Raw genomic sequence first — 11,837 nt, 5'->3', positions numbered from 1 at the left:
CAGGACACCTGAACAATGGCAAAGAAAGTTTCTAAATGGTTTCGCATCGGCGTCGAGGGTGACACCTGCGATGGCCGCGTCATCAGCGGCGATGATATTCAGGATATGGCCGACACGTTCGACCCGCGCGTCTATGGCTGCCGCATTAACCTCGAACATATCCGGGGGCTGATGCCTGACAGCCTCTTTAAACGTTATGGCGATGTAACCGAGCTTAAGGCGGAGATTATCAGGGATGGCTCTGCGCTCGATGGCAAAAAAGCGCTGTATGGCAAAATCCAGCCGCTCGACGAGCTGGTCGGCATGGTTAAGGCCGGGCAGAAGGTTTACACCTCGATGGAGATCCGCCCGAACTTTGCCAACAGCGGCAAGTGCTACCTCGTTGGCCTGGCCGTCACCGATGACCCGGCAAGCCTCGGTACCGAATACCTCGAATTCTGCAGCCGCGCCGCGCAGAACCCGCTTGCCGGTAAAAAAGACCAGCCGGACGACGTTTTTTCTGTCGCCTCACTGGCTGAGCTGGAGTTTGAGGACGTTCCCGACACCATGCTCAACAGCCTGACCGACAAGGTTAAGGCCATCTTCAGCCGCAAACAGGCCAGCGATGATGCACGTCTCGCAGATGTGCATGAGGCTGTCACCACCGTCACCGAGCTGGTTCAAACCAATCTCACCGCCACTGACCAGCGCGTCACCGAGCTGGAAACCGAACTGACGAAGCTTAAGCAGGACGTGACCAGCAAGGCCGATGAAAGCGCTCAGGCGTTTAATGAACTCAAAAACTCCCTCGATAACACCGAAAGCCAGCGCCAGCCGCGCCGCGAGCTATCAAAAGGTGGCACGGGCGACGAGCTGCTGACCAACTGCTGATAACCCGCCGGGTGTGCTTCCCGGCCTGATACCTATTACCTGAACAGGAAAAACCATGCGTAAAGATACTCGCTTCAAATTCAATGCCTACCTGTCCCGCGTCGCGGAGCTGAACGGCGTTTCCACCGATGACGTGGCAAAGAAATTCACCGTCGAACCGTCGGTCACCCAAACCCTGATGACGACCCTGCAGATGTCATCCGCGTTTCTGACCAAAATCAACATCGTGCCGGTCGACGAGCTGAAAGGCGAAAAAGTCGGGGTCGGCGTTAACGGTACGATTGCCAGCACTGCCGACACCGCCGGTGACGATGAGCGTAAAACCGCTGATTTCACTGCGCTGGAGTCCAACAAATACGAGTGTGCGCAGATTAACTTTGACTTCCATATCCGCTACAAACAGCTTGACCTGTGGGCGCGATTCCAGGACTTCCAGACCCGTATCCGTGACGCAATTATCAAACGTCAGTCGCTTGATTTCATCATGGCCGGTTTCAACGGTATTAAGCGCGCAGACACATCAGACCGTGCGAAAAATCCGATGCTGCAGGATGTGGCGACCGGCTGGCTGCAGAAGTACCGCAACGAAGCGCCAGCGCGCGTGATGTCAAAAATTACCGACGAGGAAGGTGCGGTGATTTCTGAAGTGATCCGCGTGGGTAAAAACGGCGACTATGCGAACCTCGACGCGCTGGTCATGGATGCCACCGGCAATCTGATTGACGAGATTTATCAGGATGACCCGGAGCTGGTTGTCATCACCGGGCGTAAGCTGATGGCGGATAAATATTTCCCGATCGTCAACAAAGAGCAGGCAAACACCGAGTCGCTGGCCGCTGACATCATCATCAGCCAGAAGCGTATTGGCAACCTGCCAGCCGTGCGCGTGCCTTACTTCCCGGCTAATGCCCTGATGGTGACGCGTCTCGATAACCTGTCGATTTACTTCATGGACGACGCACACCGCCGCAGCATCGTCGAAAAGCCTCAGAAAGACCGCATTGAAAACTACGAGTCAATGAATATTGACTATGTAGTCGAGGCCTACGCCGCCGGGTGCCTGATTGAAAACATTACACTCGGTGACTTCACCGCACCTGCAGCACCGGAAAGCGGAGAGTAAGCCATGACGAGTCCCGCAGCGCGTCACATGATGCGGGTCTCGGCCTCCGAAACTGCGCAGCGGGATGCTGTCCCGCTGCGCAATGCAACTGCCTATGAGCAGATGCTCGTTAAGCTGGCCGCAGACAACCGCACGCTAAAACAAATCAGTTCAAAAGAGCGTAAAGCCGCGAAAAAACGCGAGCTGTTGCCGTTCTATCTGCCGTGGGTGGCTGGCGTCCTCGAAAGTGGTAAAGGGGCGCAGGATGACATCGTCATGACGGTCATGCTGTGGCGTCTCGATGCTGACGATATCGCCGGGGCGCTGGAGATTGCCCGTTACGCCATGACCTACGGCCTCACCATGCCGGTCGGTCGCCGTCCGACGCCGTGCCTGCTGGCCGAAGAGGTCACGCTCGCCGCGCAGCGCCTGCTCGCTGCAAAACAGCCGGTCGAACTGGCGAACCTGCTCGACACCATTGCGCTGACGGAGCGCGCGGATATGCCCGATATCGTGCGTGCGAAGCTGCACAAAATCACCGGCTACGTGCTGCGTGATGCGAAGCAACTGCCCGAGGCGCTGGCGCACCTGCAGCGTGCGATCCAGTTAGAAAGCACTATCGGGGTGAAAAAGGATATCGAGCAGTTAGAACGTCAGCTCAGGCCAAAACCTGAACCCGCCCCGAAAACCCAAAAGACTAAACCGCGCACGCGCAAACCTGCCGCTAAACCGGCGGCACGGCGCGGGCGTCCACCAAAGGCGGCAAAAGCCGCAGGTTAACCGAGCGCTCCCCGAGCCGGGCGGCACGCCGTTCAATGCGGGTATTCCTTACCCTGACTGCGAACGGCGTCCACCGCCCACCTATTACCCGAGGTTGTCATGACGACGCTGATTATTGAGCCAAAACAAGAGCCGCAGGATGTGCCGGGCGTGGTGATACCGCCACCGGGCGTGAGCGAGCCGGTAATCAAAAATACCCCGTTTTTTCCTGACGTGGATCCGAAGCGCGTGCGGGAGGAAATGCGTTTAGAGCAGACCGTTTCCCCCGTGCGCCTGCGCCGCGCGATTAAGACCGCCATCGCGGAGACGAATGCGGAGCTGAGCGAATGGCGCGAGCGTCAGCTTGAAGCCGGTCACGCCACGCTGGCGGATGTCCCGACCGACCTGCTCGACGGCGAGAGCGTGCGCGTTTTCCACTACTTCAACGCCGTGTGTGCTATGACGACAGCCACGCTCTATGAGCGCTTTCGCGGCGTGGATGCGACCGCCAAAGGTGACAAAAAGGCCGACAGTATCGACAACACTATCGATGAGATGTGGCGCGATATGCGCTGGTCAGTGGCGCGTATCCAGGATAAAGCGCGCTGTATTGTGGGGCAAATCTGATGAAAGCGTATGCGCTGCAGGGGGACACCCTCGACGCGATTTGTATGCGGTACTACGGGCGCACCGGGGGTGTGGTCGAAACCGTCTTAGAGGCTAATCCCGGCCTGTCTGAGCTCGGCGTCATTCTGCCGCACGGCACGGCAATTGAGCTGCCCGAGACCGACAGCGCGGCCAGAACCGAAACGGTGAATCTATGGGACTGAGCATGGAAAAAATCACCACGTTTATCGCCTACTGGATGGCCGTTGCGCTGGCGTATCTCGGGGCAATTTCACCCGAAAAGATGGCGCTTTACGTGGGCGGCGGATGCGCCATTTTTACCGCGCTGACGAACTACTGGTTTAAGCGCAAAACCTATCTCTATCTGACGTCTCTCGGACTCGATAAAGGGGCTATTCGTGAAATCAATCGTTAAAAAGTGCAGTGTGGCCGCCGTGCTGGCGCTGGCAGCGCTGATGCCTGACTTTCGTCTGCTTAACACCTCGCCCGAGGGGCTGGCGCTGATTGCCGACCTCGAAGGCTGTCGCCTGACGCCTTACCAGTGCAGCGCGGGAGTGTGGACGTCAGGCATCGGCCACACTGCAGGCGTCGTGCCGAAAGGGGAAATCACCGAACGTCAGGCGGCGGCGAACCTTGTCGCGGATGTGCTGAACGTCGAGAAGCGTCTCGCGGTCTGCGCGCCGGTGGAAATGCCGCAACAGGTTTACGATGCGCTGGTCAGCTTCTCATTCAACGTGGGAACCGGCGCGGCCTGCCGCTCAACGCTGGTCTCGTACATCAAGCGTCATCAATGGTGGCAGGCGTGCGACCAGCTCACCCGTTGGGTTTATGTGAATGGCTCAATCAATAAAGGGCTGGAAAACCGCCGCGCGCGTGAGCGTGCCTACTGCATCAGGGGGATTCAATGAAAGTGATGTTGTTTTTACTGGCCGCGCTGATGGCGGTTGTGCTCTGGCAGCGCCATGAAAACGGCAACCTGATGCGCTCCTTTGAACGGGCAAACAAGGTGGCAGTTGAACAGAAAAATGTGATTGGGATGCTGAAAAATCAGCTTTCCGTTTCGCAGGGAATTGCCAGGAAAAACGAAACCGCGCAGGTCACTTTACGCGGTGAGTTAATCGCCGCCGGTGCAATGGCCGTGCGGCGGGAAGAAACCATTACAAGGCTGATAAATGAGAATGAAACGTTACGCCGCTGGTATAGCGACAGGCTGCCTGATGTTGTGCGCAGGCTGCACACCCGCGCCGGTTGCGCCTCCGCCGGTCATTGTTTACAGCGCCTGCCCGAAGGTGAGTTATTGCCCGATGCCGGAAAGCGATCCGGTCGTTAATGGCGACCTGAGTGCAGATATCCGCAGGCTTGAGCACGCGCTCGCCGCCTGCGCGCTGCAGATTGAAACCGTCAAAGACTGTCAGGATAAACTCGATGAAGAAAGCAATCAGCCTGCGCAAGGCGTTAATTGACGCCGTCCCGCAGCTTAAAACCAATCCCGAGATGATGCGCATTTTTGCCGACGAGGGGAATATCGATGCGCGGCTCGCGGCTTCCCTGTCCCACGAGAAAATTTACACCCTGAATGTGATCGTGTGTGATTTTGTTGGCGACCCTGATTTGATTTTCGTGCCGGTGGCCGCGTGGCTGCGTGAGCATCAGCCGGATATCTGCACGCTCGATGACGGGCGCAAAAAGGGCTACCGTTTCCAGATGGATTTAAACGACGAGGACAGTGTCGATATCAGCATCAGCCTGCAGCTCACCGAGCGCACCCTCATCAAAGAGGAAAACGGCGCGCTGCATGTCAGCTATGCCCCTGAGCCTCCGCTGCCTGAGCCGGTCACTCGGCCGAAAGAGCTCTATATTAACGGCGAACTGGTGAGCAAATGGGATGAGTGACTTTAAGCCTTTTGACAACCAGCTCGCCGGGCTGCTTGCTGCCCTGTCACCCGCAGGGCGTCGCAAGCTTGCCGGTGACATTGCAAAGGAGCTGCGCAAGTCGCAACAGCAACGGATCAAACAGCAAAAAGCACCGGACGGCTCACCGTATCAGGCGCGAAAGCGTCAGCCTCTCAGGGCTAAGGCCGGGCGGATTAAACGGGCGATGTTCCAGAAACTCCGCACGAGCCGGTACATGAAAGCCAGTGGCCGTGAAAACAGTGCCGTGGTGGAATTTACCGGCAAAGTCCAGCGTATTGCACGGATTCATCAGCATGGTCTAAAAGATCGGCCAAACCCTCACAGTCGTGACGTGCAGTACGCAGAGCGCCAGTTGCTTGGAATTAGTCAAGCAGAGAAACATCTCATTGAAATATTAGTTGTTAAATATATTAAAAATCAGTGAGTTACTTGGTGGGTTATCCCACCAAGTCTTATTTTCTTACTTTGGTTTTACTGCTGCAATTAGTGATGCTATTTGTTCAACTCCATCAAATGTTGACGGTATTTTCTCTTGGCTCGGCATAATATTAGAAAATATAACATCTTCAAACTTTGCAAGCGAATTACCATTGGAGTCTTTTATTTTTTTTGAGTAATCCGCATAACTTTGGATAAACTGGCAAAGACTTTTTCTGAGGTCAATCTGTAGTGTCTGTGCTTTCAGTGATGTGTGATTTGTTAAGGCAACCCTAAAATAATAAATAAAAATGAAAGTGAGAGAGAAAAATGGAATAAAGGAAATGAGTTTGTCGATTAAACTTGTGGCGGTGGTGATTTTTATTGTTGAAAAAATTTCAATGAGTAATGGGCAGGGGATTGCAACTGCAAGTGCAAGCAGCAATAATCTAGACCAGAAGATCTCTTTACTCTTTTGCTTACCTAATGAACTAAAACCTTCATATAAACCTACAAAATTGAAAGCACTCTCATATCCTTCAAGAGTTGATTTAATGTCCTTTATTTGTTTGTTTTTCTCCTCTATATATTCCTCCCAATCCCTTGCGAATTCTTGCGCTGATTTGAATTTTTTAATGAATTGATCATAAGTACTTATATCTGTGTCGCTGAATGCATTTTTGACAATATTTAATGGCATTTCTCTAAGTGCGTAATCGAGTTGCCCTTGGCTTCTGTCATCAAATTCGTTATATCTATGAATGCCAAAGTCTTTAATTTGTTTTATAGTGCTAAATGGGCTTTCTGTCATTCCAGTAAATATGCTAGGTTCAACAATAATTCGGAAGCAGGAGGTGAACATAATATTTAGTGTTTGAGGTGAAAGTATTCTGTCTTCTAGCTCATTAGAAATCATGTCACCAATGTGTTTAATATTAAAAGATGCCTCGCAATCCCAACGATCTGGTTCTTTTAAGAACATATTTAGGGACTCCTTAATTAGAGCGTTCCTATCTCTATCGAAGTCACTTGGTGCATCTGTTGAATCAATTGCGAGAATGTATTCACGTATCATTTGCTGAATTCGTGGGGTTTCAAAAAATTTGGTTGTCATTGAGGATTGCCCGTTACGTTGTTTAGAGAATGACAAAACGACAGTAAGTTTAAATCATTGTTAGAGTATTACATTATGCTCGAATGAAAACTGAACTCAATGACATCTTGCGAATTGTGCGTAATCTAATCCGGACAGGGATTATTAGTGAAGTCGACGCAGAAAAGGGGCTTTGTCGTGTCCAGACCGGTGGCATGGAAACCACCTGGCTTAACTGGCTAACCTGTCGCGCCGGTCGTTCTCGCGTGTGGTGGGCTCCCTCGGTCGGTGAGCAGGTGTTATTGCTGGCCATCGGCGGCGAGCTCGATACGGCCTTTGTGCTGCCGGGCATTTTCTCGGATGACCATCCCGCGCCCTCGGCCTCACCCGATGCGATTCATGTCGCCTTTCCTGACGGGGCGGTTATCGAGTACGAGCCCGAAAGCGGCGCGCTCACCGTATCCGGTATCAAAACTGCCGACGTCACCGCGTCGGATTCCATTACGGCCACCGTGCCGGTGGTACTGGTGAAAGCCTCGACCCGCATCACGCTCGATACGCCCGAGGTGGTGTGTACCAACAAGCTGACGACCGGCACGCTCGAAGTACAGAAAGGCGGGAAGATGTCCGGGAACATCGAACACACCGGCGGGACATTTACCTCAAACGGCGTGCAGGTGGATGATCACGACCACGGCGGCGTAGAACGGGGCGGAAGCTGGACGGAGGGCACTAAATGACGGTGCGTTATCTGGGAATGAACAGCCAGACCGGCCTCAGTATCTCTGAGGTCGAGCACATCAGGAAAAGCGTGCGCGACATTCTGGTTACGCCGGTTGGCTCGCGCATCATGCGCCGTGAATACGGCTCGCTCCTGTCAGCACTGATTGACCAGCCGCAGACCCCGGCGCTGCGCCTGCAGATTATGGCCGCGTGTTATTCCGCGATCCAGAAATGGGAGCCGCGCGTCAGCCTGACGAGCATCACCTTTGAGCGGTCGGAGGATGACGGCGGCCTGTATGTCGACATCACCGGCACGCGCGCGGCCAACGGCCAGCCCTTTTCCCTCACCATTCCACTGAGTTAAACGCTATGGCAATTGTTGACCTGAACCAGCTCGCCGCGCCCGAAGTCGTGGAAGTGCTGGACTATGAGAGCATCCTCGCAGAGCGTAAGGCGACGCTCGTCTCGCTTTATCCTGAGGAACAGCAGGAGGCCGTCGCGCGCACCCTGACGCTCGAATCAGAGCCGATTGTTAAGCTGCTGCAGGAAAACGCCTACCGGGAAGTTATCTGGCGACAGCGCGTCAACGAGGCCGCGCGTGCGGTCATGCTGGCTTACGCTGCCGGGAGCGACCTCGACCAGATAGGGGCAAATTCCAACGTCCCACGACTCGTTATTACCCCGGCAGACGACACGACGTTTCCGCCAACGCCAGCCGTGATGGAATCGGACACTGACTATCGCCTGCGTATCCAGCAAGCCCCTGAGGGGCTAAGTACCGCAGGCTCAACCGGCGCATATCAGTTTCATGGCCGCAGCGCCGACGGGCGTGTCGCGGATATTTCCGTCATCAGTCCCGAACCCGCGTGCGTTACCGTGTCGGTGCTGTCGCGTGAAAATAACGGCGTGGCCTCTGACGAGCTGCTCGCCATTGTGCGCACTGCGCTTAACGACGAGGACGTCCGGCCGGTTGCCGACCGCGTGACCGTGCAGTCAGCAAAAATTGTCGACTATAAAATCACCGCGTCGCTTTACCTTTACCCCGGTCCAGAAAGTGAGCCGGTGCTCAGTGCGGCAAAAGCAAAGCTACAGGCATATATCAGCGCGCAGCACCGGCTCGGGCGTGACATCCGTAAATCTGCCATCTATGCGGCGCTTCACGTCGAGGGGGTGCAGCGCGTCGAGCTGGCCGCGCCGGTGGCCGACATCGTGCTCGATGACACTCAGGCGTCATGGTGCACCGAGTACAGCGTGACCATCAGGGGCAACGATGAATGACACCCGACTGTTGCCGGTGGGCTCGTCACCGCTTGAGGTTGCCGCCGCGCGCGCCTGCGCAGAAATCGAAAATACGCCCGTTCCCCTGCGCCGTCTCTGGAGCCCTGACGACTGCCTGGCAAACCTGCTGCCGTGGCTGGCGTGGGCGTTTTCCGTCGACCGGTGGGATGAGAGCTGGCCGGAGGACACAAAGCGGGAAGTGATCCGCGCGGCGTGGTTTATCCATGCGCACAAGGGAACGATTGGCGCAGTGCGTCGCGTGGTGGAGCCGCTCGGCTACCTGATTAACGTCTCTGAATGGTGGGAGACAAACGACCCGCCCGGCACATTTCGCCTCGATATCGGCGTGCTGGAGACTGGCATCACCGAGGAAATGTATTACGAAATGGAGCGGCTTATCGCCGATGCAAAGCCAGCCAGCCGCCATTTAATTGGCCTCAATATTATTCAGGATATCCCCGGCTACCTCTACACCGGCGCTCTGTCCTATGACGGCGACATCATCACGGTTTACCCCGGATAAGTGAGAGCACAATGACAGTGAAATACAAAACGGTCATCACCAAAGCCGGTGCAATCAAACTGGCTGCAGCGACCCTCCCGAACGGGAAAAAGGTGAACCTGACGGCGATGGCCGTGGGTGACGGTGGCGGCACGCTGCCGGTGCCTGACCCGAACCAGACAAAACTCGTCAAAGAGGTCTGGCGTCACGCGCTGAACAAAATCAGCCAGGACAAAAAGAACAAAAATTATGTCGTGGCGGAGCTGCTTATCCCGCCGGAGACTGGCGGTTTCTGGATGCGCGAGCTCGGGCTCTATGATGACACCGGCACGCTGATTGCGGTCGGCAATATGGCCGAAAGCTACAAGCCAGCGCTGGCGGAGGGGTCAGGCCGCGCGCAGACCGTGCGTATGGTTATCATGGTGAGCGACATCGAGTCAGTCGAGCTGACGATTGATACCTCAACGGTGATGGCAACGCAGGACTACGTCGACGACAAAATTGCGGAGCATGAGCAGTCCCGCCGCCATCCTGACGCCACGCTCACCGCAAAGGGCTTCACTCAGCTAAGCAATGCGACCGACAGCACGTCTGAAAGCGTCGCAGCGACGCCGAAAGCGGTTAAGACGGCGTATGACCTTGCGAAAGGTAAATATACGGCTCAGGACGCCACCACGGCGCAAAAGGGTATCGTCCAGCTCAGTAGCGCGACCGACAGCACGTCTGAGAGCGTCGCAGCGACGCCAAAAGCGGTTAAGGCGGCGTATGACCTTGCGAAAGGTAAGTACACGGCTCAGGACGCCACCACGGCGCAAAAGGGCATCGTCCAGCTCAGCAGCGCGACCGACAGCACGTCGGAGACGCTGGCTGCGACACCGAAAGCCGTTAAGGCTGCGTTTGATGCCGCTAAGTCTGCTAATGAAAATGCTGAAGGGCGCGTGCCAAAAGGGGCTGGGCTGAATACCTATGCTGAATCATTTGCCGATGTCGCTGTTGATTTAAGGACGCGAAGCGGCTTTTTTAACGGCTCCTCTGTAAAAAATGGCATGCCCGGCGGCCATGCGTGGAAGCAATACATCAACGCCGCACACTCTAATACTCAGGGCTATAACACCGTCATTGGGATTGATTTTAATGGCAATGTCATTGGTTTTGCCGCTGTCACAGCTGGCGTTTTTAAGGGCTGGAAACTTATTCATCATGATGGATATAACAATTACCCGGTAGGTGCGCCGATTCCATGGCCGTCTGATACGGTGCCATCCGGTTACGCCATTATGGCAGGGCAATCCTTTGATAAAGCGGCATATCCACTTCTGGCGGCAGCCTATCCGTCTGGCGTCATCCCGGATATGCGCAGCTGGACGATTAAGGGGAAACCCGCAAGCGGACGCGCAGTGCTGTCACAGGAGCTGGACGGCGTTAAGTCGCACGCCCACGGTGCATCGGCTTCATCAACCGATCTCGGCACTAAAACGACCAGCGCATTCGATTACGGGACGAAAACGACCAGCGCCTTTGACTACGGAACAAAGTCATCAAACAGCACGGGCGCACATACGCACAGTATTTCCGGTACAGCAGCAAGCGCGGGTGCTCATAACCACTCCGTCCCTGTGTGGGTTGGCAGCGGGGGGGCTGGTGCTGGCCGATATGTGGATCGTAATGAGTTTAATAACGCACAGAATAACAATCCAAATGGTCCGCCTACGACGAGTGCGGGTGCGCATACTCATACCATTTCAGGCACGGCGGCCAGCGCTGGCGCGCATGCGCATACGGTAGCCGTAGGGGCTCACACGCATACGGTGGCCGTAGGTTCGCACACTCACTCGGTTGTTATGGGGTCACACACCCACACCATCACCGTTGCCGCCACCGGTAACGCAGAGAACACCGTTAAAAACATTGCTTATAACTACATCGTGAGGCTCGCATAATGGCTTTTAAATTTTCTGGTAAAGACCGCACTATCCGAATTTATAACCTCCGCGCAGACACCCGGGAGTTTATTGGCGCGGGTGATGCCTATATACCGGCTAATACGGGTCTACCGGCAGACTGCACCAATATTGCACCGCCCGACGTGCCGGAGGGAAAGGTCGCTGTATTCAACGGAACAACGTGGGCGCTGGTCGAGGACTACCGAAATCAAACGCTCTACAGCAAAGAAACAGGCGAGCGCGTTTATATCGCCTCGCCCGGTGCTTTACCTGCCGACGTGACGACCATTGTCCCTGACGGAAACTATATGCGCTGGGGTGGCGAACGCTGGGAGAAAGACACGGCGGCAGAACGCGCCGCAGCGGTGTCATTTGCTGAAGGTGAAAAAAAACGGCTGATGCAGGAAGCTACGCTCACGATTGAAACATTACAGGATGCTGTCGATTTGGGGGAGGCGAGCGAGAATGAGGTCAGCATGTTGACGGTGTGGAAAAAGTACCGTGTTTATCTTAGCCGGGTTTCCCCTGATGCCGCGCCGGATATTGAATGGCCTGCACTCCCGGTGTGAAAGGTTTCTGACAGATATAAAAAACCCGCGTTAAGCGGGT

18 protein-coding genes are annotated in these 11,837 nt (G+C 55.2%); 17 read left to right on the top strand and 1 reads right to left on the bottom strand.

All coding sequences use genetic code 11. The annotated features are described in order from the left end of the window. The first annotated feature begins 15 nt into the window (after positions 1-15). The 11 genes from ACTJJA_RS08220 to ACTJJA_RS08170 all read left to right on the top strand — a co-directional run bounded on the left by ACTJJA_RS08220 (position 16) and on the right by ACTJJA_RS08170 (position 5,696). Positions 16-870: a GPO family capsid scaffolding protein gene (locus tag ACTJJA_RS08220; RefSeq protein ID WP_440667352.1), complete on the top strand. Its 855-nt coding sequence runs from the start codon at positions 16-18 to the stop codon at positions 868-870. 55 nt (positions 871-925) lie between these two features. After that, the gene (locus tag ACTJJA_RS08215) at positions 926-1,993 is read left to right on the top strand and encodes a phage major capsid protein, P2 family (protein ID WP_440667350.1); all 1,068 of its coding nucleotides are present in this window, start codon (positions 926-928) and stop codon (positions 1,991-1,993) included. A gap of 3 nt (positions 1,994-1,996) precedes the next feature. Then, on the top strand, positions 1,997-2,752 hold the full coding sequence (locus tag ACTJJA_RS08210) for a terminase endonuclease subunit (protein WP_088126651.1): 756 nt from the start codon (positions 1,997-1,999) through the stop codon (positions 2,750-2,752). 99 nt (positions 2,753-2,851) lie between these two features. Further along, positions 2,852-3,358, top strand: a complete 507-nt coding sequence (locus ACTJJA_RS08205; protein ID WP_440667347.1) for a head completion/stabilization protein — start codon at positions 2,852-2,854, stop codon at positions 3,356-3,358. Then, positions 3,358-3,561 carry a tail protein X gene (locus ACTJJA_RS08200; protein ID WP_440667346.1) on the top strand — a complete coding sequence of 68 codons (204 nt, stop codon included), beginning with the start codon at positions 3,358-3,360 and terminating at the stop codon, positions 3,559-3,561. The genes ACTJJA_RS08205 and ACTJJA_RS08200 overlap by 1 nt, the downstream gene beginning before the upstream one ends. After that, on the top strand, positions 3,552-3,773 hold the full coding sequence (locus tag ACTJJA_RS08195; protein ID WP_395014816.1) for a primosomal protein: 222 nt from the start codon (positions 3,552-3,554) through the stop codon (positions 3,771-3,773). The genes ACTJJA_RS08200 and ACTJJA_RS08195 overlap by 10 nt, the downstream gene beginning before the upstream one ends. Further along, complete coding sequence (locus ACTJJA_RS08190) at positions 3,757-4,266, top strand: lysozyme (RefSeq protein ID WP_440667344.1); 510 nt, start codon at positions 3,757-3,759, stop codon at positions 4,264-4,266. The genes ACTJJA_RS08195 and ACTJJA_RS08190 overlap by 17 nt, the downstream gene beginning before the upstream one ends. Then, the gene (lysB, locus tag ACTJJA_RS08185; RefSeq protein WP_354021785.1) at positions 4,263-4,688 is read left to right on the top strand and encodes an Rz-like lysis system protein LysB; all 426 of its coding nucleotides are present in this window, start codon (positions 4,263-4,265) and stop codon (positions 4,686-4,688) included. The genes ACTJJA_RS08190 and lysB overlap by 4 nt, the downstream gene beginning before the upstream one ends. Then, positions 4,576-4,821, top strand: coding sequence for an Rz1-like lysis system protein LysC (gene lysC, locus ACTJJA_RS08180; protein ID WP_230201716.1), 246 nt, complete (start codon positions 4,576-4,578; stop codon positions 4,819-4,821). Before lysB ends, lysC begins: the two co-directional genes overlap by 113 nt. Then, the gene (locus ACTJJA_RS08175; RefSeq protein ID WP_125392021.1) at positions 4,784-5,251 is read left to right on the top strand and encodes a phage tail protein; all 468 of its coding nucleotides are present in this window, start codon (positions 4,784-4,786) and stop codon (positions 5,249-5,251) included. Before lysC ends, ACTJJA_RS08175 begins: the two co-directional genes overlap by 38 nt. Further along, entirely contained in the window at positions 5,244-5,696 is a 453-nt protein-coding gene (locus tag ACTJJA_RS08170; RefSeq protein ID WP_440667341.1) for a phage virion morphogenesis protein, read from the top strand. The genes ACTJJA_RS08175 and ACTJJA_RS08170 overlap by 8 nt, the downstream gene beginning before the upstream one ends. A gap of 36 nt (positions 5,697-5,732) precedes the next feature. Here the strand turns inward: ACTJJA_RS08170 and ACTJJA_RS08165 are convergent, their stop codons facing one another. After that, positions 5,733-6,803, bottom strand: a complete 1,071-nt coding sequence (locus ACTJJA_RS08165) for a hypothetical protein (RefSeq protein ID WP_440667339.1) — start codon at positions 6,801-6,803, stop codon at positions 5,733-5,735. An 83-nt stretch (positions 6,804-6,886) separates the two neighbouring features. Here ACTJJA_RS08165 and ACTJJA_RS08160 point away from each other — a divergent pair, with 83 nt between their 5' ends. From ACTJJA_RS08160 to ACTJJA_RS08135, 6 genes are read left to right on the top strand one after another with little or no spacing between them, the layout of a single operon-like run. Then, positions 6,887-7,522, top strand: a complete 636-nt coding sequence (locus ACTJJA_RS08160) for a phage baseplate assembly protein V (protein ID WP_440667337.1) — start codon at positions 6,887-6,889, stop codon at positions 7,520-7,522. Then, on the top strand, positions 7,519-7,869 hold the full coding sequence (locus tag ACTJJA_RS08155; RefSeq protein WP_440667335.1) for a GPW/gp25 family protein: 351 nt from the start codon (positions 7,519-7,521) through the stop codon (positions 7,867-7,869). The genes ACTJJA_RS08160 and ACTJJA_RS08155 overlap by 4 nt, the downstream gene beginning before the upstream one ends. Positions 7,870-7,874: 5 nt before the next feature. After that, positions 7,875-8,783, top strand: coding sequence for a baseplate assembly protein (locus ACTJJA_RS08150; RefSeq protein ID WP_440667333.1), 909 nt, complete (start codon positions 7,875-7,877; stop codon positions 8,781-8,783). Next, positions 8,776-9,306, top strand: a complete 531-nt coding sequence (locus tag ACTJJA_RS08145; protein WP_440667331.1) for a phage tail protein I — start codon at positions 8,776-8,778, stop codon at positions 9,304-9,306. The genes ACTJJA_RS08150 and ACTJJA_RS08145 overlap by 8 nt, the downstream gene beginning before the upstream one ends. Positions 9,307-9,317: 11 nt before the next feature. After that, the gene (locus ACTJJA_RS08140; RefSeq protein ID WP_440667329.1) at positions 9,318-11,225 is read left to right on the top strand and encodes a phage tail-collar fiber domain-containing protein; all 1,908 of its coding nucleotides are present in this window, start codon (positions 9,318-9,320) and stop codon (positions 11,223-11,225) included. Next, entirely contained in the window at positions 11,225-11,797 is a 573-nt protein-coding gene (locus ACTJJA_RS08135; RefSeq protein WP_440667327.1) for a tail fiber assembly protein, read from the top strand. Before ACTJJA_RS08140 ends, ACTJJA_RS08135 begins: the two co-directional genes overlap by 1 nt. Positions 11,798-11,837 lie beyond the last annotated feature (40 nt).

The organism is Enterobacter sp. 22452, from assembly GCF_052045065.1.
In the GTDB taxonomy this organism is placed as follows: Bacteria; Pseudomonadota; Gammaproteobacteria; order Enterobacterales; family Enterobacteriaceae; genus Enterobacter; species Enterobacter mori.
The sequence above is the reverse complement of the archived record's forward strand: the minus strand, read 5'-3'. Positions and strand labels throughout refer to the sequence as shown.

What these genes read in the sequence shown, in the direction of transcription:
- ACTJJA_RS08220 (WP_440667352.1), top strand. Translation starts at nt 16, where the DNA reads ATGGCAAAGAAAGTTTCTAAATGGTTTCGCATCGGCGTCGAGGGTGAC.
- ACTJJA_RS08145 (WP_440667331.1), top strand. Translation starts at nt 8,776, where the DNA reads ATGAATGACACCCGACTGTTGCCGGTGGGCTCGTCACCGCTTGAGGTT.
- ACTJJA_RS08140 (WP_440667329.1), top strand. Translation starts at nt 9,318, where the DNA reads ATGACAGTGAAATACAAAACGGTCATCACCAAAGCCGGTGCAATCAAA.
- ACTJJA_RS08175 (WP_125392021.1), top strand. Translation starts at nt 4,784, where the DNA reads ATGAAGAAAGCAATCAGCCTGCGCAAGGCGTTAATTGACGCCGTCCCG.
- ACTJJA_RS08215 (WP_440667350.1), top strand. Translation starts at nt 926, where the DNA reads ATGCGTAAAGATACTCGCTTCAAATTCAATGCCTACCTGTCCCGCGTC.
- ACTJJA_RS08210 (WP_088126651.1), top strand. Translation starts at nt 1,997, where the DNA reads ATGACGAGTCCCGCAGCGCGTCACATGATGCGGGTCTCGGCCTCCGAA.
- ACTJJA_RS08170 (WP_440667341.1), top strand. Translation starts at nt 5,244, where the DNA reads ATGAGTGACTTTAAGCCTTTTGACAACCAGCTCGCCGGGCTGCTTGCT.
- ACTJJA_RS08205 (WP_440667347.1), top strand. Translation starts at nt 2,852, where the DNA reads ATGACGACGCTGATTATTGAGCCAAAACAAGAGCCGCAGGATGTGCCG.
- lysC (WP_230201716.1), top strand. Translation starts at nt 4,576, where the DNA reads ATGTTGTGCGCAGGCTGCACACCCGCGCCGGTTGCGCCTCCGCCGGTC.
- ACTJJA_RS08165 (WP_440667339.1), bottom strand. Translation starts at nt 6,803, where the DNA reads ATGACAACCAAATTTTTTGAAACCCCACGAATTCAGCAAATGATACGT.
- ACTJJA_RS08150 (WP_440667333.1), top strand. Translation starts at nt 7,875, where the DNA reads ATGGCAATTGTTGACCTGAACCAGCTCGCCGCGCCCGAAGTCGTGGAA.
- ACTJJA_RS08200 (WP_440667346.1), top strand. Translation starts at nt 3,358, where the DNA reads ATGAAAGCGTATGCGCTGCAGGGGGACACCCTCGACGCGATTTGTATG.
- ACTJJA_RS08155 (WP_440667335.1), top strand. Translation starts at nt 7,519, where the DNA reads ATGACGGTGCGTTATCTGGGAATGAACAGCCAGACCGGCCTCAGTATC.
- lysB (WP_354021785.1), top strand. Translation starts at nt 4,263, where the DNA reads ATGAAAGTGATGTTGTTTTTACTGGCCGCGCTGATGGCGGTTGTGCTC.
- ACTJJA_RS08160 (WP_440667337.1), top strand. Translation starts at nt 6,887, where the DNA reads ATGAAAACTGAACTCAATGACATCTTGCGAATTGTGCGTAATCTAATC.
- ACTJJA_RS08195 (WP_395014816.1), top strand. Translation starts at nt 3,552, where the DNA reads ATGGGACTGAGCATGGAAAAAATCACCACGTTTATCGCCTACTGGATG.
- ACTJJA_RS08135 (WP_440667327.1), top strand. Translation starts at nt 11,225, where the DNA reads ATGGCTTTTAAATTTTCTGGTAAAGACCGCACTATCCGAATTTATAAC.